Genomic DNA, 21066 nt, shown 5'->3' on the forward strand with positions numbered 1-21066 from the left:
GATCAGCTGCCGCTTGCTCCACAACGACGGCCGACCCGGCCGCGACACGCCCAGCAACACCAACTCCAGCACGACCGCGCTCAGCTCGGAGAATCCCGCGCCGCCGGCAAGGTCTCCACTCAGGGCCCTTCTCCGCAGAAGCGCGGGGAGGCGGTCCGGCAACCGGCACTCGGCCGTTGACCGCATGCCGGTGGTCCGATCGACGGCCACGGCCCACCGGCCGCCCGGAAACCCGGCCGAACGGGTAGCCGAGAGGCTGACTGCTGACATTCGGGAGCGTCTGCTCTCGCGTCTACCGCGAGCCGTCCCGTCGCCGGCACGAGGCTGGCGGCGGGACGGCTCAGGCACGGCTCAGTCCTCGACCAGGACGTCGCGTCGATCGCCGGCGTGCGCTGACGGTGCGTCGCCCGTGGCGGGTTCGCGGGCTGCGACCGAGTCCGGCAGCACAACCGGATCGGCCGTGGCGGTGGCGCCGTCCGGCGTGGCACTGCCGCGAAGGGCGATCTCCCGGATGACCATCGCCGCGATGACGGCGAGCAGGGCGACACCGGCGGCCCAGACGTAGGCGGTGGTGATGCCGCTCGTGACGGCGGCCCGGTAGGCCTCGCGCACGGTCGCCGGCAGGCCGTTGAGCATGGCGGGGGTCAGCTGTCCGCCGACGATCCGCGAACCCGCGGAACCGAGGCGTTCGGTCATGACGTCCTGCACGTTGGTCGTGTAGAAGACGCCGAGCAGGGCGACCCCGAGCGACCCGCCGATGGTGCGGAACATGGTGGCGACACCGCTGGCCGCGCCGAGGTCGCGCTGCTCCACGCTGTTCTGCATCACGAGCATCGTGTTCTGCATCAGCAACCCCATGCCGACCCCGAGCACGACCATGAAGATCGACGTCGTCAACCGGGTGGTGGACAGTCCCATCGTCGCGAGCAGCCCGAGACCCGCGGCGGTCAGGAGCGAGCCGGCGATCATCGGGGCCTTGTAGTGCCCGGTGCGGGACACGTACTGACCCCCGAGGAGCGAGGTCACCAGCATGCCGGCCATCAGCGGGAGCAGCAGCAATCCGCTGTCGGTCGCCGAGGAGCCCTGCACGATCTGCTGGAACTGCGGCAGGTAGGTCACGGCGCCGAACATCGCGAAGCCGGTCAGGAACGTCATGACGGTGGCCGCGGAGAAGTTGCGGCTGCGGAACAGGTTCAGCGAGAGGATGGGCTCGGTGACCCGGCGCTCGACCCAGAGGAACAACGCCGTAGCGACCACGGTGAGCACGCCCAGCCCGATGACCTGCCACGAGCCCCACGCGTACTGGCTGCCGCCCCAGGTGGTCAGCAGGGTCAGTGCCGCGATCGCGACCGCGAGCAGGCCCGCGCCCTTCCAGTCGATCGAGGCTTCGCGCCGGTAGCGGGGCAGCTTCATCGTGAACCACACGACGACCAGTGCCAGCGCGCCCAGCGGCAGGTTGATGTAGAACGTCCAGCGCCAGCTGAAGTTGTCGGTGAGGTAGCCGCCGAGCAGCGGGCCGCCGATGAACGCCAGCGGCATGACCGCGGCCATCAGCCCCTGGTAGCGGCCGCGATCACGCGGCGGGACCAGGTCGCCGATGATCGCCATCGCGCCGACCATCAGGCCGCCCGCGCCGATTCCCTGCAAGGCCCGGAACCCGATCAGCTGACCCATGTCCTGCGACAGGCCGGCCAGCGCCGACCCCAGCAGGAACACCGCGATCGAGACCATGAACACGCCCTTGCGGCCGTAGAGGTCGCCGAGCTTGGCCCAGACCGGGGTCGACACCGCGGTCGCGAGGGCGTAGGCGGTCACCACCCAGGACAGGTGCTCGAGGCCGCCGAGGTCGCCGACGATGGTCGGCATCGCGGTGCCCACGATGAGGTTGTCGAGCATGGCCAGCAGCATCGCGATCATCAGTCCGCTCATCGCGGTGTAGATCTCGCGTTTGCTGAGCGCGGCCGGTGGTGCCTCGGCCGTTCTCGCGGTGTCGTCCATGGTGTTCTCCCTGTCTTGGGCCCCGGTCAGTCGAACTAGCTAGTCAACAGACTAGCATTGAAACCTAGTCAGTTGACAAGTAAGCTGAGAACATGACTGGCGACTCGGACGGACGGCGGACCAACACCCGGCAGCGGATCCGGGAGGTCGCCCTGGAGCTGTTCGCCGAGCGCGGCTACGACCAGACGACGCTGCGCGGGATCGCGGACCAGCTGGGCGTGACCCAGGCCGCGGTCTACTACCACTACCGCACCAAGGAAGACATCCTGACCAGCCTCCTCGACGACCTGATCGAGGGCATGGACAAGATCATCGAATGGGGTCCGACGCTGGAGCCCGGTCCGGAACGCCGGCTGGGGGTGCTCGAACGCTACAGCGCTCTGCTCGCCGCCACGTTCGAGAAGGCGCCCCAGCTGATCCGCTTCCTCCAGGAGAGCCAGACCTCGATCAAGGACATGGCGGCCGGGGCGGGGATCCGGGAGCGGTTCCAGGGGCTGAAGGCGCTGCTGGTCGACCCGGCCGCCGATATCGAGGAGCAGTTGAGCGCACAGCTCGCGCTGCTCGCGTTGCACCTGGGCACCTTCGCCCTCGACGAGGTCGACGCCGACCGTGGGGCCCGCGGAGCCGCGGCGTTGCGGGTGGCCATGAGGCTGGCCGGCGCCGAGCACCCCGCCGGCCGGTCGCGGGGGTGACCGTGACCGGGGTTGCCCGCCGGCGCCGGAACGTGCTCAGGTCCTGAATCCCCGAGATCAGGCAGCGCGCTGACCCCAGCCCGCGGGGTCCTCGCCGGCCGGCGCGGGCGCGCTCACCCGGCAAAGGACTACCCGGCAACCGTGTGCCGGGACCAGCCGGCTGATCCCGGCCCCGTACCGGATTTCCGCTCCCTGGCGCGGCTCACCGAACAGCGGTCCAGAACTTCAGGGACCGCCCGGTCTCCGCGCGGAAGGTCACGCCGCCGTCGTTGCTGTAGGCCTCGCCGCCTCCCGGGTACGGCGCGGAATCGTTGTACGCCAAGCCGTAGCACCCGGTCGTGGTGGCCGAGCGCACCAGCAGTCCGTAGCGCTGGCCGGCCGTGACGCCGATGTTCGGCTGCACCGTGATGTCGCGCGGTGACCAGCCGATGCTCGTGGTGGGCACGACGGTCGTGCTGAGCGCGGTGCCGGTCGGCCGGGAGGCGTCGTCCGCGCGGTAGACGCTGATCTCCAGCCCGGCATTCGGGTTGCCGGCCTGGAAACTGGTGTAGGAGACCCCGGACAAGGTGCCGGTCCGGCCGGCGACGAACGTCTGGAACCGGGCGACGCCGGAGCCGACGTCGCAGTACGAGCGGAACCCGTCGACACCGTCGGACTGGTCGGCTCCCGGGAGCGGAAGCTGGTGGCCCGGTGCGCCCTTGGCGAGGGTGAGGGAGAAGTTGTTCCGGCAGGTGATCGGCGCGATCGCCCCGGCCGCGGTGAACTCCAGCGGTGTCCAGAAGAAGTTCGCGAGTGCCTCGTTGCGCTGGCCGCTGTTCCAGAGGTCGCTGGCGTAGACGTAGGCGGTGCCGGACGGCGTCGGGATCGTCGAGACGAAGGAAGGTTGCCCGCCGCACGAGTTCTCGCTGATCTTCGTCGGCGTGGACCACGGCCCCAGCGGGCTCGGCGCGGTGCGATAGGACGTCCCGGTGCCCGAGCAGTAGCCGCAGTTGGGGTCGGAGTACGTCAGGTAGTAAGTAGTGCCGCGCTTGAACAGTGCCGGCGCCTCCGTCCGGCTCTGGCCGACTCGGGTGTACTGCCCGGTTCCGGTGAGGTAGTTGCGCGACAGGCGTTCCACGACGATGTCGCCACCGCTGCGCCAGTCGGTGTAGGCGAGGTAACCGGTGCCGTCGGTGTCGACGAACACGTCGTGGTCGCCGTTGTTGGTTTCCCGGGCGGGTGCGTTGTTGTTCACCGCCAGCGTCGGTACCGCCACCTCGGTGAACGGGCCCGTCGGTGAAGCGCTGGTGAGCACGCGGAAGCCGACCTGGTTGTCGTAGACGTTCACCCACAACACGTACCGGCGAGCGCCTGCGTCGTACCCGACGTGGGGACGGAAGCAGCCATAGGTGGCACCGTCGCACCGGCTTTGCCAGACGCCGCTGGCGTCGAAGAGCCGGCCGCGGTCGGTCCAGTGCACCAGGTCGGGGGAGCCGTAGACCTTGAAGCCGCAGAAGGGAGAATCTGTGGCCTGCCAGGCGAACCCGCAGTCGTAGCTGGTCCCGTAGAGGTAATAGGTGCCGCCGAAGAAGGCGATCTCTCCGTCGTGGGCGTCCACGGCGTTGCCCTGGGTGTCGAATCGGACGACCTGGTTGCCTTGGGCGTCGAAGTTGGTCACGGTCGTGGTGAAGGCGCACTCGGTCGCGGCGGTCGCCGGCGAAGCCAGCGCCAGGGCGGTCGCCAGTGCGAAGACGAGAGCGCGGATCGATCTCATTGGTTTCCTTTCGGAACGTTGAGCTGAGCGTCCGATCGACATGATTTGAAACGATTCAATTACCAGGCAACGTACGTGACCGGGGTCACGATCGTCAAGGAATGACCACCAACTTGTCCGGCCGCGTCAGCCGACGGCCGGTGACCGGCCGTGCCGCCGCTCCCGGTGCACAGCCTTGAAAGGAACGTCGCCGCGACCGCGACGCCCCCTCGCCCGCCTTGTCCTGTGCCGTGACCCCGTCGTTGGCGATGTCCAGGACGAGCGACTGGGACCTCGCGGTGCCGTCCAGCCGGACGGACACCCGGATGCCGGCCCCTACCCAGCCCGAAGCCCACCACCGCCGCCGGGATGCGGCGGCGGTGGGCTGTAGCTGAGCGAGGCCGGCACCTGGCCGGCCACGAGTCAGCCGGCCGGGGTCCAGTCGAGGATGTCGGCGTACGCCGCTTCCAGGCCCGCGTTGGTGCGGATGCTCGCCGGGATGCCGCCGGCGTCGGTGATCGCGTGGTTGTTCTTGATCACCACGGACTTCTGGTTGTAGTCGGCGCTGCCGTTCTCCCAGTAGTTGTTCTCGATGTCGAGCGGGTCGTAGGTGCCCTTGTTCAGCGTGTAGTCGGTGTGCTTCGAGCCCCACGCGAGATCGGCGTTGTACAGGCCGTTGCCGGTGATCGTGATGTTCCCCGCGCCGTTGTCGGTGTAGACGGCCTTGCCCGCGCCCTTCTGGTCGTGGATCACGTTGCCGGTGACCTTCTCGCCGCCGGCCATGCTCGGCCCGGTGTTGCCGTTGGTGTAGATCCCGGCGCCGTCGGCGAGCAGCTGCATGTGATTGAAGATCAGGTTGTTCGAAAGCGCGTTGTTGTTGCTGTAATTGGGTTCCGCCTTGATCTTCACCTTGTCCGGCCAGCCGCCCCAGCCGATCGAGATCCCGCTGTAGGGCACGTGGTCGATCTGGTTGTGCGAGACCGTGGTGTGCTCGGTGTAGCCGAGGTCCATCCCGATGCCGCCCGCGTACTCCACCGACGTGGCGAACACGTGGTTGTCGAGCAGCCGGTTGCCGCTGGTGTGCTGCGCCGCCGCGGTGGGCAGCGTGATGTCGACGCCGCCGAGTGCCAGCCCGTTGCCGGAGATGTCGGTGAACACGTTGCCCTGCACCAGGTCGTTCTGCGAGCCGGTGCCGAGGTCGAGCCCCGCCGCGCCTAAGTGGACGAACGCGTCCCGCGTGAAGCTGATGTTCTTGTCGTAGGCAAAGGAGACGTTGCCCGGTTCCTTGGTCCAGTTGCCGTACGGGCACTTCCCGCTGTCGACGAACTGGCACAGCCCCTGCTGGTCGAAGCCGTGCGCGCCGGTCAGCGTGTAGTTCGCCTGGATCTCCGAGAATCCCTCGGGCGTGCTCGGGAAGTTCCAGGTCGCGTAGGAGAACTGGAGGCCGCTGAACGTGATGTCGTGGACCGGCGCCGACGCCGTCCCGATGCCGGACACCAGGGTTTCCAGCGCGGGCGCGGTCACCGTCTCCTTGGTGATGTCTTCACCGGATTTCGGCACGTAGAAGACGGTGTGCGCGGTGTTGTCGAGGTACCACTCGCCGGCGGACAGCAGCTCGTAAGCGTTTTCCACGGCGGTGGGCAGCTCGGTGATGGCCTGGCGGCCGACCAGTTCGACCGTGCGTCCGGAGTCGTCGGTGCGCATCACGCGTTTCGTCGAGTTGTCCCAGCACGGCTGCGCCATCTTGATCGTCGTCGGCGAGATCGTGTTCACCGGGCACCGCGGCTGCGTCCACGCGCCGAGGCCGCCGGTGTAGACGAAGTCGATGTCCTTGGGGTTGCGCCAGTTGTCCATCGCGGCCGACGACGTCGTGTAGCCGCCGGTGATCCTGGTCAGCGTCACCGGAAGGGTGCCGGTCGCGCGGGGGACGCGGGCACCGTTGATGTACAGCTGGCGCGTCCGCAGTGTCGCGGGGGCGGGCGCGGACCAGATGTTCTTGCTGCTGTCGGCGACTTTCCAGCCGGTGATCGGGACGCCGCCGCTGATGACCGGCCGGGCGCCGGGCGCGGCGGTCCACAGGACTCGATGGCCGTTGGCGCCGGAGTCGGCGGCGGTCAGTTGCAGCGGCGCGCTCAGTGCGTAGGTGCCGCCGGCGAGGCTGACGGAGACATCGCCGGTCATGCCCGGGATCAGCCCGCGCACGAGCTGCTGGGCGCGTTGCAGTGACCGGACGGCCTGGGCGTCGCTCGTGCCGTCGTGCGTGTCGTCGCCGTTCGGGGCGACGTGGACGACCTGCTGCGGCGCCGACGTCGCCGGGGTCGCCAGTACCCCGGTCGCCGCCAGCGCGAGGCCGGTCGCGAACAATGCCGCCTTGACTCGTTTACGCACCGATGACCGTCCTTCGTCGGAGGCTCTGGGCGGCTCAGAGTTTGACCGGCGCGACGAGGAACTGTCAACGATTGATCGGATGACTCATCCGGAGCAATGGTGTGAATCGGTCTTTTTCCCGCCATTATGTTCCGGTCATCGGATCTCTATTTCGCTTCGTGCGCCATTCGGGGGACCGAACCCGTTCCGCCGAGGATCAGCTGGCGCGTCACCGAACCAGCGCGGTGATCAAGTGGCGCGACCGGTTCGTCGCACACGGTTTGGCGGGTTTGGACGACGAGCCGGCTGCTGGGCCGCCACCTCGGCCTGGGCGACGCGACCGTGGCCAGGGCGCCTTCACGGAGGTGGCTGACTCGACTACCCTGGGTGCGATCTTCGTCAGCGCAGGCAGGGGAGATGGTCGTGTCATCCGAGGTGGGAACCGGGCCGAACACTCCGGTCGGGGTCGATCCGAGCCGAGCCAGCATCGCGCGCATGTACGACTTCGTGCTGGGCGGGAAGGACCACTATCAGGTCGATCGGGACGAGTTGGCGCGGTTGCGGCGGGTGATGCCCGAGGTAGCCGACCTGGCTTTGGAGAATCGCCGCTACTTGATCCGGGTGTGTCGGTTCCTCGCCGAGCGGGCCGGGATCGACCAGTATCTCGATTGCGGGTCGGGCCTGCCGACGACGGAGAACGTGCACCAGGTCGTGCAGCGCGTCGACAAGCTGTCGAAGGTGGTCTACGTCGACAACGACCCGGTCGTGGTCGCGCACGGGCAGGCGCTGCTGGAGGAGAACGACCGGACCCGGTTCGTCGCCGGCGACATCTTCGAGCCCGCGACCATCCTCGGGCACGACGTCGTGCGTGAGCACCTCGACTGGTCGCGCCCGATCGCGCTGATGTTCGTGGCCACGCTGCACCATTTCAAGGGCGACCGGCGTCGCCCGGCCGAGATCATGCGCGAGTACGTCGATGCGCTGCCTTCGGGCTCCTACGTTGCCATTTCCCACTTGTTCGACCCTGGCGAGGGCGGTGACCACGACACGATGGCCGCCTTCCAGGACGCCGTCGCGCGTGGGTCGCTCGGCGGGGCCACCGCGCGCACCGAGGCGGAGATCGCGGAGTTGCTTCCCGGCTTGGAGCTGGTGCCGCCGGGAATCGTGCTGCTGGCGAACTGGTGGTCGGACGGGCCGAATCTCAAGCCCCTCAACGCCGCCCAGCGCCTTATCGCCGGCGTCGTCGCCCGCAAACCCTGACGAACTGGCGTCGCTCATGGCGCCGCGGACCTGTCACGCGACCGTTGCACGCGTGTCGTGGCCGCGCGGAGCCGGTGAACCGGGGCGCCGTGGGGTGCGTGTGCCTGGTGAACGCGTTGGCCGCGAGACCGAGCACGGGAGCGATTCATGGCTGACGACGAAGAGCTGATCGGCGGCCGCTACCGGTTGCTGTCCCGTGTCGGACCCGCGCAGTTCGGCGTGGTCTGGCGGGCGCGGGACGAGCAGCTCGACCGGGTGGTCGCGGTCAAGCAGCTGGTTCCGCACCGCGCCACCGGCAAGGCGGCGTTGCGTGCGATGCGTGAGGCCCGGGTCGCGGCGAGGGTGTCTCACCCGCACGCGGTCACCGTGTACGACGTCCTCGAGCACGACGGCAAGTTGTGTCTGGTGATGGAGTTGCTGCCGACCAGCTTGACCGAACTGCTGCTCGACCGCGGGGCGCTGCCGCAGGGGATGGTGGCGACGATCGGAAGTCAGGTCGCGGCCGCGTTGGCGACCGCCCACGCGGACGGGGTGCTGCACCGCGACGTCAGTCCGGGCAACGTGCTGCTGGCCGCCGACGGCCTGGCCAAGATCGCCGACTTCGGGATCGCCCGTGCGGTGGGGGAACCGCTGGTGACCGATCGGCCGTTCGTTCCCGGTACGCCTGCTTTCCTCGCGCCGGAGGTCGCTGCCGGCACTGACGCGACTGAGCTCTCGGACGTCTACTCGTTGGGGGCGACGCTGTACGCGGCGCTCGAGGGCCGCCCGCCGATCGAGGCGGCGGAGGAGAACACGATCACTTTGCTGGCCCGGATCGCGCGGGAAGAGGTCCCTCCACCTGTCCGCAACGGGCCGCTCTCGGACGTTCTGATGCGACTGCTCGCTCGCGACCCCGCTGACCGGCCCCCGATGGTCGAAGCACAGGAGCTGCTCGCCAAGGCGGCTGCCGGGCCGAGAGTGTCGCAGGCCCGTCCGGTGACATCGTCGAGGCAGCGAAGGCCCAGGGCGAGGGGGGTCCTTCTCGCAGGCGTCGTCGCAGGGCTCGCCATGGTGTTCGCCGGCATCGGCTTGTCCGGCGGTGGCCTGCAGTTGCCGGGCTCGTCGATCGCTCGGCCTGGAGCTGTCCCGGTGACTACTGGTAATCCCACGGCGGTCGGGGTGGGTACGTGCGTGGCTGCCGCCGAGGTGGTCGAATCGTGGCAAGGTGGCTACAAAGCCTTGGTTACCGTCCGCAACACCGGGAACGTCGTCACCCGGGGCTGGACGGTGAGCTGGCAACCCGCCGGAGGACGGCGGATCGTCGATCTCTGGGACGGCGCGATCACGCGTGCCGGTTCTTCGGTTACGGTCGTCAACGCTGCGTGGAACGCCGGTGTGAAGGCCGAGGACGCGACCACGTTCGGCCTCATCGCGGTCGACCACGGTTCGAGCCGCGCCTCGGAGGTGCTCAGCTGCGCGGTCCGCTGACCACGCACTCGGCGCGGTTGCCTGAGCATAAGGGTTTCCGAGTGCCTTATCCGCTTGATCGCCGGCCTGGCGGGGCGATGGTCGCGCGGTGCTCAGGTCGCGATGGCTGCACGTCGTGACCTCACCGGACCGAATCGGCCGAGTGCGCTTCTCCTCACGAGACCGTCATGCCGGAGTCACTTCCAGGCATCCGGCAACAGTTCGACTGGGCAGGTGATCATCCGATCGCCGCAGGCGACACCTCCAGGAGGAGCAATCGTGCCCGTCCCGATTTCGGAAGCCCTCGGTGTCCAGGCCGACGCCGCGCGAAGCAAGATCGCCGAAGTGCGTCGCCCGGGCCGGTACCTGCTGAGTTCGGCGCTGGCGGGTGCGTACATCGGGATCGCCGTGGTGCTGCTGCTCGCCGTCACGGGACCGTTGAACGCCGTGCAGTCGCCGTGGACGAAGCTCGTGCAGGGGCTGGTGTTCGGGATCGCGCTGACGCTCGTCGTGTTCGCGGGCGGCGAGCTGTCGACCGGGAACATGATGACGATGGTGCACGGCATGTTCGCACGCCGCCGCGGCGTGGGCGCGGGCTTCGCCGTGATCGCGGGATCGTTCGCGGGCAACCTGGTCGGCTCGGTCGTGTTCGCCTGGCTGGTGCACGAAAGCGGGATCCTGCAGGCCGGGGCGACGCCCGGGCACGGGGCACCGGCGGCCGCGCTGCTGGCGGCGACGATAAAGGCGAAGACCGCGGAATCGGCGGCGATGCTGTTCTTCCGCGGGGTGCTCTGCAACCTCCTGGTCTGTCTCGGGGTATGGATGGCGGCCCGGACGAAGTCCGACGGCGCGAAGCTGGCGCTGCTCTTCTGGTGCCTGCTGGCCTTCATCGGCTCCGGCTTCGAGCACGTGGTGGCCAACATGACGGTGTTCTCCCTCGGCCTGTTCGAAGGCGTGCCGGGCGCGACGCTCAGCGCGTTCGCGGTCAACCTGGTCCTGGTCGGGCTGGGCAACCTCGTCGGCGGTGGCCTGATCGTCGGCGGGGGCTACGGCTTCCTCGGCCGGAACGCCCCCGACGCGGCAGGAGCGCCGCGCCCGGCCGAGGACGCGCTCGAGCCCGTCTCCGCGTAGCGGCCGCCTTCGCTCCGGCGTGCTCGACTGAGCCGGATCAGCCGCTGCGGTTCGCCCTCGTTCGAGGGCGGTGGTCATGTGCAGGCCCGCGGGTACGGTGATCAGACGGACGTCGTTGGTCTGCTGGATGCGTCGAGCAGGCCGCTCAGCAGCTGAAGTCGTTCGTGGTCCGGGCCGCCCGGCTCGGCGGTGTAGACGATGAGCACGGGCCCGGGAGCGCCAGGCATCGGGTAGGCGTCCCAGTCCAGGTTCAGCTCGCCGACCAGCGGGTGATGGACGCGCATCCGACCACGTGTGGTGTCTTCGACGTCGTGGCGGGCCCACAGCGTCGCGAATTCGCCGCTGCGGACCGCCAGCTCACCCACCAGTTCGACCGCGCGCGGGTGCCCCGGCTCGGCGGCGACCTGGGCTCGCAGCATCGCGGTCAGTTCGGCGACGGTGGCCGCCCGCTCCGGGCACGCCTGGTCGGCCTCCGGGTGCAGCAACAGCGCCAGCAGGTTCCGCTCGGCCCGGGGCAGCTCGGTGAACGCGCCGAGCAGCGCGCCGGCCAGCGGGTTCCAGGCCAGCAGGTCCAGGAAGCGCCCGACGACCAGGGCCGGTGAGGTCGTCGCGCGCAGCAACCGCAGCGTGGTCTCCGGCACTTCCTCCGGCGGGTACGCGCGTGCGGGACGGGCCGGAGTGCGCGCGGCGGCGGCGAGGCTGTGCAGGTGCCGGGTTTCCTCGGCGGTGAAGTTCAACGCGCCGGCGATGGCGTCGAGGACCTGGTCGGAGGGCCGCACGTCGCGGCCCTGCTCCATGCGCTGGTAGTAGTCCGAGCTCACACCGGCCAGCAGGGCCAGTTCTTCGCGGCGCAGCCCGGCGACGCGCCGTCGCGGGCCCGGTTCCAGGCCGACGTCCTGCGGCCGTATCCGGGTTCGCCGGGTTCGCAGGAAGTCGGCGAGCGCGCGGCGGGGGTCGTCGGTCATCGGCCCAGTATGCCGGTGGTGTGACGGGCGAGGGTGGGTCTGGCGGTCCCAGGAAAACCTGAACGACCGAGCTGACGCGAGCAGGGCCCAGGATCGGTGTCGCACCAGCCGAGGACGGAAGGAAACGCGACATGAAGGCCGCACAGATCATGAGCTTCGGGACGCCGGAGGTCCTTCGGGTCACCGAGACCGAGCGCCCCTCGCCCGGCGCCGGGGAAGTCCTGGTGGCGGTCGAGGCGTCGAGCGTGAACGGACACGACACGATCATCCGTGCCGGTGGAGTGAAGATGGTGTCGGGCCGCAAGTTCCCGATCGGGGTCGGCCTGGACTTCGCCGGTGTCGTCGTCACCCTCGGCGCCGGCGTGGCGGGTTTCCGTGCCGGGGACCGGGTGTGGGGGATGGTGCACCCGCGGCGGCGGCACACGACCGCGGCGGCGGCCGAGTACGTCGTGGTCGCCGCTGATCGCGTCGGCCTAGCTCCCGCGGGTGTCTCGGCGGTCGAGGCGGCTTCCCTGGTCGTGGCGGGCAGCACCGCGTTGATCGCGTTGCGCGAGAGTGTGGGCCTGGGTGACGGCGAGCGGGTCCTGGTCCGTGGCGCGGCGGGTGGTGTCGGTACCGCGGCCGTGCAGCTGGCGCACGCGATGGGCGGGCACGTCACCGCGCTGGCCCGCGACCGTCACGCCGCGGCCCTGCGTGAGCTGGGCGCCGACGAGGTCCTCGACTACGGCAGCACCACCTCGGAGGCGATCGGGCCGTTCGACGTCATCCTCGACACGGTCGGCTCCGAGTTGCACTGCTACCGCAGCAGGCTGTCCAAGGGCGGGCGGATGGTCACCGTCGGATTGTCGGCTCCGGCGCTGGCCGCGATCGCGGCGTCGGCCATCCACGGTTCCCGGCGTATCCGCACGTTCAGCGCCAATCCCGGCTCTGCAGTGTTGGGCGATACGGCCGGTTACGTCAGTTCCGGCGCACTGCGCCCGGTCGTGCACAGCGTGTATCCGCTGACCGACGTCGCCGCCGCGCACCAGGCATTCGAACGCGGCGGCGTCATGGGAAAACACGTGCTCGCCGTTTCCGGCTGACGCATCGGACGTGTCACCTACCCGGCCGACCACCGGAAGTGATCGCCCGCTCGATGCCGCGACAGCCCGGCCACCGCCGGGCCCAGGTTGCCGTGGAAGGAGCCGGCCGGACGCGAGAATCACCGGACCCGTTGTTCTTCCGCGACAACACCGCGATGCTGTTCGGCGACGCCAAGGAACGGATCGAGGACCTGCTGCGCGCACTGCCCGCCACGAGCGCGAACCACCCGGCCGCGCCGGCCGAGGTTTGAGCTGCGAGCTCGGCGCAGGTGCCGGTCCGCGAAAGATCAGTCGCTCGACGTCTGCGGCTCAGCGGTCAGCGTCGCCTCATGGAATCCCGCGGCGAGCGCGCGCAAGGCAGCGTCCAGGTAAACCGTCAGGTTCGCGTCGGCTCGCGCTGACCAGCGCTCGTATGCTGCCCGGCAAACCGCGAGTACCGAACGGCCCACGGCCCGCGGGTACAACGAGTCCGCGGGTTGGCCGGTCCGCCGGCCCACGGGCCCACGTATGCGCTGACCGCACGTTCCCACGCGTCGTAGTGGACTGCCGCGCTCGCGCCGAGTTCGGTGACCGTGTTGATGAGGTGCATGCGCATCCGCAGTTCGGGCACGTCCTCCGCCCGGTAGTGGTTCGCGGCCAGCACTGCCTCGCGGACCGCGTCGAGGACGGCCAGGTCGTCCACAGCACGTCGGACTTCGCGTCGTAGTACCGGAAGAAGGTCCGGCGGCTGACCCTTGCGGCCGCGGTGATGTCGTCGACCGTCGTCTGGTGGAAGCCGCGCTCGCTGAACAGGTGGAGAGCTGCGACTTCCAGCTCGCGAGCGCTGGTGCCGGGCGGCCGGCCGCGACGGCGGCTGTGGGTTTTGGTCCGGTCATGCCAGTGCGTTCTCCTGAGCCTTGTTTCTGGCACGGCGTGCCGTTACTGTCATCGATATTCGACACGCTGTGCCGAAACCCGCTACGTGCCAAAGGAGTCACGATGAGTGAGCAGATCGTCGAGCTGTCCGATCGTACCGATGTCACCGCCGCGGCCGGCGAGGAAGCCTTGGTGGCCGAGGATCTGCTGGTCGAGGAGGTCTCGATCGACGGGATGTGCGGTGTCTACTGAGTCCTTCGACCTCGACGCCGGCTGGCGCCTGGACGAGCGGGTCTCGATCCGCCCCGAGCGGTTCGGGGCGCTGCTGTACCACTTCGGCACCCGTCGCCTGTCGTTCCTCAAGAGCCCGGCGCTGCTGACCGTCGTCCGATCGCTGGCCGAGCACCCGACGGCCCGCGCCGCGTGTGCCGGCGCGGGCGTCGAGCCACCCGAGCTGCCGCGCTACCGCGCTGCGCTGGCCGCGCTGGCGGCGTCGCGGATGATCCAGCCGAGGAGTCTCTGATGTCCCTTGTGGACGAATTCCAGTACGGGCTCGACGCCCCCATCTGCCTCACCTGGGAACTCACCTACGCCTGCAACCTTTCGTGCGTGCACTGCCTTTCCTCCTCGGGGCGGCGGGATCCGCGCGAGCTGAGCACCGCGGAGTGCAAGGCGCTGATCGATGAGTTCGAGCGCATGCAGGTCTTCTACGTCAACATCGGCGGCGGCGAGCCGACCGTGCGCCCGGACTTCTGGGAACTGGTCGACTACGCGACCGAGCACCACGTCGGGGTCAAGTTCTCCACCAACGGCGTCAAGATCACCCCCGAAGTGGCGCGTCGGCTGGCCGGGAGCGACTACGTCGACGTCCAGATCTCCCTCGACGGCGCCACCGCCGAGGTCAACGACCACGTCCGCGGCCCCGGCTCCTACGACACCGCGATCCGCGCCATGGAGCACCTGGCCGACGCGGGCTTCGAGAACTTCAAGATCTCCGTGGTGATGACCCGCCACAACGTCGGCCAGCTCGACGAGTTCAAGGCCATCGCCGACCGCTACAACGCCCAGCTGCGCATCACGCGGCTGCGCCCGTCCGGCCGCGGCGCCGACACCTGGGACGAGCTGCACCCGACCGCCGCGCAGCAGCGGGAGTTGTACGACTGGCTGGTGGCCCACGGCGAGAACGTGCTGACCGGGGACTCGTTCTTCCACCTCGCGGGCTACGGCGAGGGCGACCTGCCGGGGCTGAACCTGTGCGGCGCCGGGCGGGTGGTGTGCCTGGTCGACCCGGTCGGCGACGTCTACGCCTGCCCGTTCGCCATCCACGACACGTTCCTCGCCGGCAACGTCCGCGACGCCGGCTTCACCAGCGTGTGGCGGGAATCCGAGCTGTTCACGTCGTTGCGGAGCCCGCAGGGCGGTGGTGCGTGCGAGTCGTGTTCGGCGTTCGACGCCTGCCGCGGCGGGTGCATGGCGGCGAAGTTCTTCACCGGCCTCCCGCTCGACGGGCCCGACCCGGAATGCGTGCGTGGCCACGGCGAACTGGCGCTCGCGGGCGTCACGAGCGCCCCGAAGCCGTCGCTGGACCACTCGCATCGCAAGCGCAAGCCGGTGCCCGTCACGATCGGCATGCGCCGGCCGCCCGACCGGGCCTGCGATGAAAACCCCCTCGCCGGGTTCAGGAACTGACCGTGCGGCTCGCGGACCTGTCCTGGCCGGACGTCGCCGAGCGCGCGGCGGCCGGTGCGATCCTGGCCGTGCCGATCGGGGCCACCGAACAGCACGGCCCGCACCTGCCGCTGTCGACCGACACCGACATCGCGCTCGCGCTGTGCGACCGGCTCTCGGAGAAGCGCCGGGACGTCCTGGTGGCGCCCGCCGTGGCCTTCGGGTCCAGCGGCGAGCACGCCGGGTTCGCCGGAACGTTGTCGATCGGGCAGGAGGCGACCGAGCTCCTGCTGGTGGAGCTGGGCCGTTCGGCAGCGGAGACGTTCCGGCGGCTGCTGTTCGTCTCCGCCCACGGCGGCAACACCGGGCCGGTCGCGCGCGCCGTCGCCCGGCTGCGGGCGGAGTCGCGGGACGTCGAGGTGTTCCAGCCGCGCTGGGACGGTGACCCGCACGCCGGACGGCCGGAAACCGCGCTGCAACTGGCGTTGCGGCCGGGCAGCGTCCGGATGGACCTGGCGGTGACGGGGGACTTGCGTCCGCTCGGTGAAGTGCTTCCGCTGCTGCGTGAAGGAGGGACACGGGCGGTGAGCCAGAACGGTGTTCTCGGCGATCCCACCGGCGCGACCGCGTCGGAGGGCGAAGTGCTGCTGACGGAGCTGACCGCTGCGCTCGAGTCCCAAGTGGACGCTTGGTGTCGGGTCGTGGCCCGATGACCGCCAGGGTCGCGCTCGTGACCGGAGCGGCGCGGGGGATCGGCGCCGCGACCGTGCTGCGGCTGGCCCGGCAGGGCTACGCCGTGCTCGCGGTCGACCGCGCCGCCGATGACCCCGCCCTCCCGTACGCCATGGGCAGCGCCGACGAGCTGGCCGCGGTCGTCAAGGCCGCCCGGGAACACTCCGCCGAGGTCGAGGAGTTCGTCGCCGACGTCCGGGATCCCCGGGCGGTCGCCGGTGCGGTCGCCGAGGCCGAAAGCCGCTGGGGCGGCCTCGACGTCGCCGTCGCGGCCGCCGGAGTCATCGCCGGCGGGGTGCCGTTGTGGGAGGTACCGCCGGAGCAGGAACAGGCGGTGCTCGAGATCAACCTGAACGGCGTCCTCCACCTCGCCCGGGCCGCGGTACCCGCCCTCTTGCGCCGCCCGCGGCCGCGGAGCGGGCGCTTCCTCGCGGTCGCCTCGGCCGCCGCCACCCGCGGCCTGCCCATGCTCGCCGCCTACTGCGCCGCGAAAGCCGGCGTCGCCGGGCTCATCCGCGCACTCGGCGTCGAGCTGGACGACTCCGGCGTGACCGCCAACGCCGTCAGCCCCGGCTCGACCGACACCCCGATCCTGGCCGAGAGCGCCCGGCTCTACGACCTGCCCGAGGCGGCCGCGTTCGCCGGGCAGCAGCCGATGCGCCGGCTGCTCGACCCGGACGAAGTCGCCGCGGTGCTCGCGTTCCTGGCCGGCCCGGACAGCAGCGCGATGACCGGCGCGGTCGTGCCGGTAGACGGGGGACTGGCGCTGTGAAGACCGTTCCGCTGCCCACCGGGTTCCGGATCGAGCTGGATCCCGACGCCCGTCAGTTGTCGGACGGGTTGTGGTTCGGCGGCTCTCCGGCGCGCGTCCTGCGGCTCACCGCGGCCGGGCGGAAAGCCTGGCAGGAGCTCGAAACCGGACCGGTCGCGTCCGCCGCCGCGGGCGCGCTCGCGCGTCGGCTCACCGACGCAGGACTGGCCCACCCGATACCGCCCGAGCTTGACGGCGAGCCGGACGTCACGGTCGTGATCCCCGTCCACGACCGGACCGAACTCCTGGAACGCTGCCTCGCCGGGCTCGACGGCAAGTACCCCGTGCTCGTCGTCGACGACGCGTCCTTGGACGCGGCGGGGGTGGCCGCCGTCGTCGCGAAGCACGGCGCCAAGCTGGTTCGGCGGGAGGAGAACGGCGGTCCGGGCGCTGCCCGGAACTCCGCTTTGGACCACGTCGGCACCGACCTGGTCGCGTTCCTCGACAGCGACTGCGTGCCCACGCCCGGCTGGGCGGACCGGCTCGCCGCGCACTTCGCCGATCCGCTGCTCGCGGCGGTCGCCCCGCGAGTGCGTCCTCTGGCGCCGGATACGACGGCCGGGCGCTACACGCGGGCCGCGGGCAGCCTCGACCTCGGCGACCGGCCCGCCCGGGTCGCGCCGGGCACCCGGACGTCATACGTGCCGACCGCCGCGCTGGTCGCCCGCCGGTCGGCGCTGACCGCGGTCGCCCTCGACGGCGCCGTGTTCGACCCGGCCCTGCGCGTCGGTGAAGACGTCGACCTGGTCTGGCGACTGCACGAGGCCGGCCACCGGGTCCGCTACGCGCCGGACATCCACGTCCACCACCACGAACCGGCGACGTGGCCGGGACTTCTCGGGCGCCGAGCCCGCTACGGCACATCTGCGGCGCCGCTCGCGAAGCGACACCCTGGCTCCTTGGCACCGCTCGCCCTGCACCCGTGGCCGGCCCTCACCGTCGGCGCGCTGCTGGCCCGGCGCCCGCTGTTGGCCGCGGTGGCGTTCGGTGGCTCCATCGGCAGCATGGTCCGCCTGCTGCGCGCCCACGACGTCCCCGCCGACGGCGTGGTGCGGGCGATGGCCTCCGCCGTCGAGCAGACCTGGCTCGGCTGCGGCCGCTACGGCACCCAGTTCGCCGCACCGCTGCTCGCCGCGCTGCTGGTGCGACGCGGGTGGGGCCGCCGCGCCGCCGTGGCGTCATTGCTGCTCGGCCCGCCGGTGACCGCGTGGGCGAAGCAACGTCCCGGCCTGGATCCCGTCCGCTACACCGCGGCGGCGATCGCCGACGACATCGCCTACGGCGCCGGCGTCTGGGCCGGCTGCCTGACCCACCGCACTTCAGAGCCGGTCCGCCCGGCTCTCGTCCGGCGCCCTCTGCGCTTCGACCCGAAGGGGGAACGATGAGCACCACCTGGTTCGAATCCGTTGCCGAGGCCCAGCGGCGCGCGAAGAAACGGCTGCCGGGATCGGTGTACTCCGCCCTCATCGCCGGCTCGGAAAAGGGCCTTACGCTGGCCGACAACGTCGGCGCGTTCGACGAACTGCGGTTCGCGCCGCGCACTGCCGGGCACTTCGGCGAACGCGAGCTGGCCACGCACGTTCTCGGCCGGGACGTCGCGCTGCCGGTGCTGATCTCCCCGACCGGCGTGCAGGCGGTGCACCCCGACGGCGAGGTCGCCGTGGCGAGGGCGGCGGCCGCGCGCGGCACGTCGATCGGCCTGAGTTCCTTCGGCAGCAAGCCGATCGAAGAAGTCGTCGCGGCCAACCCGAACACGTACTTCCAGATCTATTGGACCGGCACCGGTGACGACATCCTGCGACGCCTCGAGCGCGCCCGCGCAGCCGGGGCGGTCGGCATCATCCTGACCTTGGACTGGTCGTTCTCCCACAGCCGCGACTGGGGCAGCCCGCACATCCCGGAGCGGCTGAACTTCCGTGAGCTGCTGCGGTTCGCGCCGGAGGGCCTGACCCGGCCGCGGTGGCTGCTCGACTACGCGAAGACGCGACGGCTGCCGGACCTGAGCGTGCCGAACATGGTCGCCCCGGGGGAGGAGGCACCGACGTTCTTCGGCGCATACGGCCAGTGGATGCAGACGCCCCCGCCGTCGTGGGACGACGTGGCCTGGCTGCGCGCGCAGTGGGACGGGCCGTTCCTGCTCAAGGGCGTGATCCGGGTCGACGAGGCCCGCCGCGCGGTGGAGGCGGGAGTGAGCGCGATCTCGGTGTCCAACCACGGTGGCAACAACCTCGACGGCACCCCGGCCACGATCCGTGCCCTGCCCGCGATCGCGGCGGCCGTCGGCGACCAGGTGGAAGTCCTGCTGGACGGCGGGATCCGCCGTGGCAGCGACGTGGTCAAGGCACTGGCGCTCGGCGCGAAAGCGGTCCTGATCGGCCGCGCTTACCTGTGGGGCCTCGCCGCCGGCGGCCAGGCCGGCGTGGAGAACGTGCTGGACGTCCTGCGCAACGGCATCGACTCCACGCTGCTGGCGCTCGGCAAGGCCGGCATCCACGACCTCAGCCGCGGAGATCTCGTGATCCCGCAGGAGTTCGAGGCGGAACTCGGCGCGATCACCGATGCGAAGGCGGCGTTGTAAGGCCTGGACGATCAATTCCGAGCTGATCAGTGGTCGTGGGCGGTCAGGGAGGCGTCGTGAAGGTCTGTACGTGGTCGATGGCTGCGCGCAGGGCGTCTTTCAACGGGGTGATGTCGCGGGCGACCTGCGCCAGAAGCATGCCGCCTTGGAAAGCGGAGAGCAGCAGATAGGCCAGACGGGTGGGGTCCGCCTCCGCGCTGATGCGGCCGAGCCGCTGCATCCGTTCGAGTCCGTCTCGGAAGATGTCCCGCCACTGCTCGAACGCGTCCGCGAGTTCCGTGCGGACGTCGAGGTCGGACTTGATGATTTCGCTGGCGAGCGAGCCGATGCTGCAGCCTTCCTGGCAGGAGCGCTCGTAGGCGATGTAGAAACTCGCCCAGTCCCGTAGTGAGTCGAGGCTGTCGAAGTGGGTGAAGCGCTCACTGCGGTGGAAGGTGAGGACGCGCTCGGCCTGCCACTCGATGACCGCGAGGACGAGGCTTTCCTTGGTCGGGAAGTAGTGGTTGAGCTGTGACCCGCTGATGCCCGCGGCGCGACGGAGCTGTTCGTTGTTCGTCGCGTGGACGCCCTTGGTGTAGATGAGCTCCGCCGCGTGCTCGAGGATGCGGGCCCGCGTTGCCTGTCCCTTGCCGGTGAGCTTCTGCGGCGCCCGGGCGTCCGTGGTGGCTTCCATGCCTCACACCATAACCCGGATTGGGCTTGACAACCCAATCCGGGTTGGTGTTGACTGACGCTACTGGGCTAGCAAGCCCAAAAGTGATCTGAGCCACCAGACATGCGGAGGCACTGATGAAGGCAATCGTCGCGACGGACCAGGCCGCGGAAGCAGCCGGGATCACCCTCGCGGAGCGGCCCGAGCCGACCCCGGCGATCAACGACGTCGTCGTCGAAGTCCATGCGTCGGGCTTCGTCCCCGCCGAGTGGGAGTGGCCCTCGACCTGGGTCGATCGCTCCGGTCACGATCGAGTCCCGGCGATCATCGGCCACGAGTTCGCCGGAGTGGTTTCCTCCTTCGGCTACGGCACGACGGGACTCTCGCTGGGCCAGCGGGTGTTCGGGATCACGGACTGGCACCGCGACGGCACCCTGGCCGAGTACGCGGCGGTCGAGGCGCGCAACCTCGCGCCGCTGCCGGGGAACGTCGACTTCACCGTCGGTGCGAGCCTGCCGATCTCCGGCCTCACCGCGTGGCAGGGCTTGGTTCAGCACGGTCGTCTGCGGGCGGGGCAGAGCGTTCTCGCGCACGGCGCCGCCGGCGCGGTCGGGTCCGTGGTGACGCAGCTGGCCCGGGAGTTCGGCGCCTACGTCATCGGTACCGGGCGGGAGGCGGACCGCCAGGCGGCGCTCGATTTCGGCGCGAACGAGTTCCTGGACCTCGACCACGACGATCTCGCCGACATCGGCGGGGTCGACCTGGTCTTCGATGTGATCGGCGGGGACGTCCAGCGGCGCTCGGCGAGCATCATCCGGCCGGGCGGGACGCTGGTGTCGGTGGTCGGGCCTGTCGAGGCTCGCCCTGTCGACGGCCGCGCGATCGACTTCGTCGTCGAGTCCGTTCCGGGCCAGCTGGTGGAGATCGTCGACCGGGTGCGGGACGGGCGCCTGCGCACGCACATCGGAACCGTCACGACCCTCGACGACGCCGTCGCCGCGCTCAACCCGACCGAGCGGCGCAAGGGCAAGACCGTCATTCGCGTCCGCCCCTGACCCGGCGACGTGGACGGTCGTCCAGGAGCGGGCCAGTTCGGG

At 70.3% G+C, this 21066-nt stretch carries 21 protein-coding genes and 1 pseudogene; 14 read left to right on the forward strand and 8 right to left on the reverse strand.

Annotated elements, in window-relative coordinates; genetic code table 11:
• Positions 1 to 351 precede the first annotated feature (351 nt).
• Positions 352 to 1998 (reverse strand): MDR family MFS transporter, encoded by a 1647-nt coding sequence (locus tag AB0M59_RS14905; protein WP_364614347.1) that lies wholly within the window; start codon positions 1996 to 1998, stop codon positions 352 to 354.
• A gap of 92 nt (positions 1999 to 2090) precedes the next feature.
• Between AB0M59_RS14905 and AB0M59_RS14910 the strand changes: the two genes are divergently transcribed.
• On the forward strand, positions 2091 to 2690 hold the full coding sequence (locus AB0M59_RS14910; RefSeq protein ID WP_364614350.1) for a helix-turn-helix domain-containing protein: 600 nt from the start codon (positions 2091 to 2093) through the stop codon (positions 2688 to 2690).
• Positions 2691 to 2892: 202 nt separating this feature from the next.
• Here AB0M59_RS14910 and AB0M59_RS14915 read toward each other — a convergent pair whose 3' ends face one another.
• Together AB0M59_RS14915 and AB0M59_RS14920 are read right to left on the reverse strand one after the other, a co-directional pair.
• A complete protein-coding gene (locus AB0M59_RS14915) occupies positions 2893 to 4443 on the reverse strand; it encodes a family 43 glycosylhydrolase (protein WP_364614353.1) in 1551 nt (516 codons plus the stop codon).
• 402 nt (positions 4444 to 4845) lie between these two features.
• Positions 4846 to 6810: a right-handed parallel beta-helix repeat-containing protein gene (locus tag AB0M59_RS14920; RefSeq protein WP_364614356.1), complete on the reverse strand. Its 1965-nt coding sequence runs from the start codon at positions 6808 to 6810 to the stop codon at positions 4846 to 4848.
• 396 nt (positions 6811 to 7206) lie between these two features.
• On the opposite strand from AB0M59_RS14920, the gene AB0M59_RS14925 reads away from it, so the two are divergent.
• The 3 genes from AB0M59_RS14925 to AB0M59_RS14935 all read left to right on the forward strand — a co-directional run bounded on the left by AB0M59_RS14925 (position 7207) and on the right by AB0M59_RS14935 (position 10626).
• Positions 7207 to 8049, forward strand: a complete 843-nt coding sequence (locus AB0M59_RS14925) for an SAM-dependent methyltransferase (RefSeq protein ID WP_364614842.1) — start codon at positions 7207 to 7209, stop codon at positions 8047 to 8049.
• A gap of 147 nt (positions 8050 to 8196) precedes the next feature.
• Complete coding sequence (locus AB0M59_RS14930; RefSeq protein WP_364614359.1) at positions 8197 to 9516, forward strand: serine/threonine-protein kinase; 1320 nt, start codon at positions 8197 to 8199, stop codon at positions 9514 to 9516.
• Positions 9517 to 9774: 258 nt separating this feature from the next.
• Positions 9775 to 10626, forward strand: a complete 852-nt coding sequence (locus tag AB0M59_RS14935; RefSeq protein WP_364614362.1) for a formate/nitrite transporter family protein — start codon at positions 9775 to 9777, stop codon at positions 10624 to 10626.
• Positions 10627 to 10727: 101 nt separating this feature from the next.
• Here AB0M59_RS14935 and AB0M59_RS14940 read toward each other — a convergent pair whose 3' ends face one another.
• Positions 10728 to 11591 (reverse strand): helix-turn-helix transcriptional regulator, encoded by an 864-nt coding sequence (locus tag AB0M59_RS14940; RefSeq protein WP_364614365.1) that lies wholly within the window; start codon positions 11589 to 11591, stop codon positions 10728 to 10730.
• 131 nt (positions 11592 to 11722) lie between these two features.
• Between AB0M59_RS14940 and AB0M59_RS14945 the strand changes: the two genes are divergently transcribed.
• Positions 11723 to 12673: an NADP-dependent oxidoreductase gene (locus AB0M59_RS14945; protein WP_364614368.1), complete on the forward strand. Its 951-nt coding sequence runs from the start codon at positions 11723 to 11725 to the stop codon at positions 12671 to 12673.
• A 53-nt stretch (positions 12674 to 12726) separates the two neighbouring features.
• Positions 12727 to 12924: a hypothetical protein gene (locus AB0M59_RS14950; protein ID WP_364614370.1), complete on the forward strand. Its 198-nt coding sequence runs from the start codon at positions 12727 to 12729 to the stop codon at positions 12922 to 12924.
• Positions 12925 to 12960: 36 nt separating this feature from the next.
• Here AB0M59_RS14950 and AB0M59_RS14955 read toward each other — a convergent pair whose 3' ends face one another.
• From AB0M59_RS14955 to AB0M59_RS14965, 3 genes and pseudogenes are all read right to left on the reverse strand, one after another.
• Complete coding sequence (locus AB0M59_RS14955; RefSeq protein ID WP_364614373.1) at positions 12961 to 13122, reverse strand: hypothetical protein; 162 nt, start codon at positions 13120 to 13122, stop codon at positions 12961 to 12963.
• Positions 13050 to 13355 (reverse strand): hypothetical protein, encoded by a 306-nt coding sequence (locus AB0M59_RS14960; protein ID WP_364614376.1) that lies wholly within the window; start codon positions 13353 to 13355, stop codon positions 13050 to 13052. The genes AB0M59_RS14955 and AB0M59_RS14960 overlap by 73 nt, the downstream gene beginning before the upstream one ends.
• A gap of 59 nt (positions 13356 to 13414) precedes the next feature.
• Positions 13415 to 13465, reverse strand: a pseudogene (locus tag AB0M59_RS14965) (hypothetical protein); the annotation flags it as partial.
• On the opposite strand from AB0M59_RS14965, the gene mftA reads away from it, so the two are divergent.
• The 7 genes from mftA to mftD are packed head-to-tail and all read left to right on the forward strand — an operon-like array spanning position 13442 to position 19317.
• Positions 13442 to 13780, forward strand: coding sequence for a mycofactocin precursor MftA (gene mftA, locus AB0M59_RS14970; RefSeq protein ID WP_364614379.1), 339 nt, complete (start codon positions 13442 to 13444; stop codon positions 13778 to 13780). The pseudogene AB0M59_RS14965 and the gene mftA sit on opposite strands and share 24 nt — an antisense overlap.
• Positions 13770 to 14051, forward strand: a complete 282-nt coding sequence (mftB, locus tag AB0M59_RS14975; RefSeq protein ID WP_364614382.1) for a mycofactocin biosynthesis chaperone MftB — start codon at positions 13770 to 13772, stop codon at positions 14049 to 14051. The genes mftA and mftB overlap by 11 nt, the downstream gene beginning before the upstream one ends.
• Positions 14051 to 15217 carry a mycofactocin radical SAM maturase gene (gene mftC / locus AB0M59_RS14980; RefSeq protein ID WP_364614385.1) on the forward strand — a complete coding sequence of 389 codons (1167 nt, stop codon included), beginning with the start codon at positions 14051 to 14053 and terminating at the stop codon, positions 15215 to 15217. The genes mftB and mftC overlap by 1 nt, the downstream gene beginning before the upstream one ends.
• 2 nt (positions 15218 to 15219) lie before the next feature.
• Complete coding sequence (mftE, locus tag AB0M59_RS14985; protein ID WP_364614388.1) at positions 15220 to 15909, forward strand: mycofactocin biosynthesis peptidyl-dipeptidase MftE; 690 nt, start codon at positions 15220 to 15222, stop codon at positions 15907 to 15909.
• Positions 15906 to 16700 (forward strand): mycofactocin-coupled SDR family oxidoreductase, encoded by a 795-nt coding sequence (locus AB0M59_RS14990; RefSeq protein ID WP_364614390.1) that lies wholly within the window; start codon positions 15906 to 15908, stop codon positions 16698 to 16700. The genes mftE and AB0M59_RS14990 overlap by 4 nt, the downstream gene beginning before the upstream one ends.
• Complete coding sequence (mftF, locus tag AB0M59_RS14995) at positions 16697 to 18124, forward strand: mycofactocin biosynthesis glycosyltransferase MftF (protein ID WP_364614393.1); 1428 nt, start codon at positions 16697 to 16699, stop codon at positions 18122 to 18124. Before AB0M59_RS14990 ends, mftF begins: the two co-directional genes overlap by 4 nt.
• Entirely contained in the window at positions 18121 to 19317 is a 1197-nt protein-coding gene (gene mftD / locus AB0M59_RS15000; protein ID WP_364614396.1) for a pre-mycofactocin synthase MftD, read from the forward strand. Before mftF ends, mftD begins: the two co-directional genes overlap by 4 nt.
• 43 nt (positions 19318 to 19360) lie before the next feature.
• On the opposite strand, the gene AB0M59_RS15005 is transcribed toward mftD, so the two are convergent.
• Positions 19361 to 19990, reverse strand: a complete 630-nt coding sequence (locus tag AB0M59_RS15005) for a TetR/AcrR family transcriptional regulator (protein ID WP_364614399.1) — start codon at positions 19988 to 19990, stop codon at positions 19361 to 19363.
• Positions 19991 to 20106: 116 nt separating this feature from the next.
• Here AB0M59_RS15005 and AB0M59_RS15010 point away from each other — a divergent pair, with 116 nt between their 5' ends.
• Positions 20107 to 21024, forward strand: a complete 918-nt coding sequence (locus tag AB0M59_RS15010) for an NADP-dependent oxidoreductase (protein ID WP_364614402.1) — start codon at positions 20107 to 20109, stop codon at positions 21022 to 21024.
• The last annotated feature ends 42 nt before the right edge of the window (positions 21025 to 21066 follow it).

Source organism: Amycolatopsis sp. NPDC051371, assembly GCF_040682155.1.
Taxonomy (GTDB): domain Bacteria; phylum Actinomycetota; class Actinomycetes; order Mycobacteriales; family Pseudonocardiaceae; genus Amycolatopsis.

What these genes read in the sequence shown, in the direction of transcription:
- AB0M59_RS14940 (WP_364614365.1), bottom strand. Translation starts at nt 11,591, where the DNA reads ATGACCGACGACCCCCGCCGCGCGCTCGCCGACTTCCTGCGAACCCGG.
- AB0M59_RS15010 (WP_364614402.1), top strand. Translation starts at nt 20,107, where the DNA reads ATGAAGGCAATCGTCGCGACGGACCAGGCCGCGGAAGCAGCCGGGATC.
- mftD (WP_364614396.1), top strand. Translation starts at nt 18,121, where the DNA reads ATGAGCACCACCTGGTTCGAATCCGTTGCCGAGGCCCAGCGGCGCGCG.
- AB0M59_RS14905 (WP_364614347.1), bottom strand. Translation starts at nt 1,998, where the DNA reads ATGGACGACACCGCGAGAACGGCCGAGGCACCACCGGCCGCGCTCAGC.
- AB0M59_RS14950 (WP_364614370.1), top strand. Translation starts at nt 12,727, where the DNA reads ATGCCGCGACAGCCCGGCCACCGCCGGGCCCAGGTTGCCGTGGAAGGA.
- mftC (WP_364614385.1), top strand. Translation starts at nt 14,051, where the DNA reads ATGTCCCTTGTGGACGAATTCCAGTACGGGCTCGACGCCCCCATCTGC.
- AB0M59_RS14990 (WP_364614390.1), top strand. Translation starts at nt 15,906, where the DNA reads ATGACCGCCAGGGTCGCGCTCGTGACCGGAGCGGCGCGGGGGATCGGC.
- AB0M59_RS14910 (WP_364614350.1), top strand. Translation starts at nt 2,091, where the DNA reads ATGACTGGCGACTCGGACGGACGGCGGACCAACACCCGGCAGCGGATC.
- AB0M59_RS14945 (WP_364614368.1), top strand. Translation starts at nt 11,723, where the DNA reads ATGAAGGCCGCACAGATCATGAGCTTCGGGACGCCGGAGGTCCTTCGG.
- AB0M59_RS14925 (WP_364614842.1), top strand. Translation starts at nt 7,207, where the DNA reads ATGGTCGTGTCATCCGAGGTGGGAACCGGGCCGAACACTCCGGTCGGG.
- AB0M59_RS14930 (WP_364614359.1), top strand. Translation starts at nt 8,197, where the DNA reads ATGGCTGACGACGAAGAGCTGATCGGCGGCCGCTACCGGTTGCTGTCC.
- AB0M59_RS15005 (WP_364614399.1), bottom strand. Translation starts at nt 19,990, where the DNA reads ATGGAAGCCACCACGGACGCCCGGGCGCCGCAGAAGCTCACCGGCAAG.
- AB0M59_RS14915 (WP_364614353.1), bottom strand. Translation starts at nt 4,443, where the DNA reads ATGAGATCGATCCGCGCTCTCGTCTTCGCACTGGCGACCGCCCTGGCG.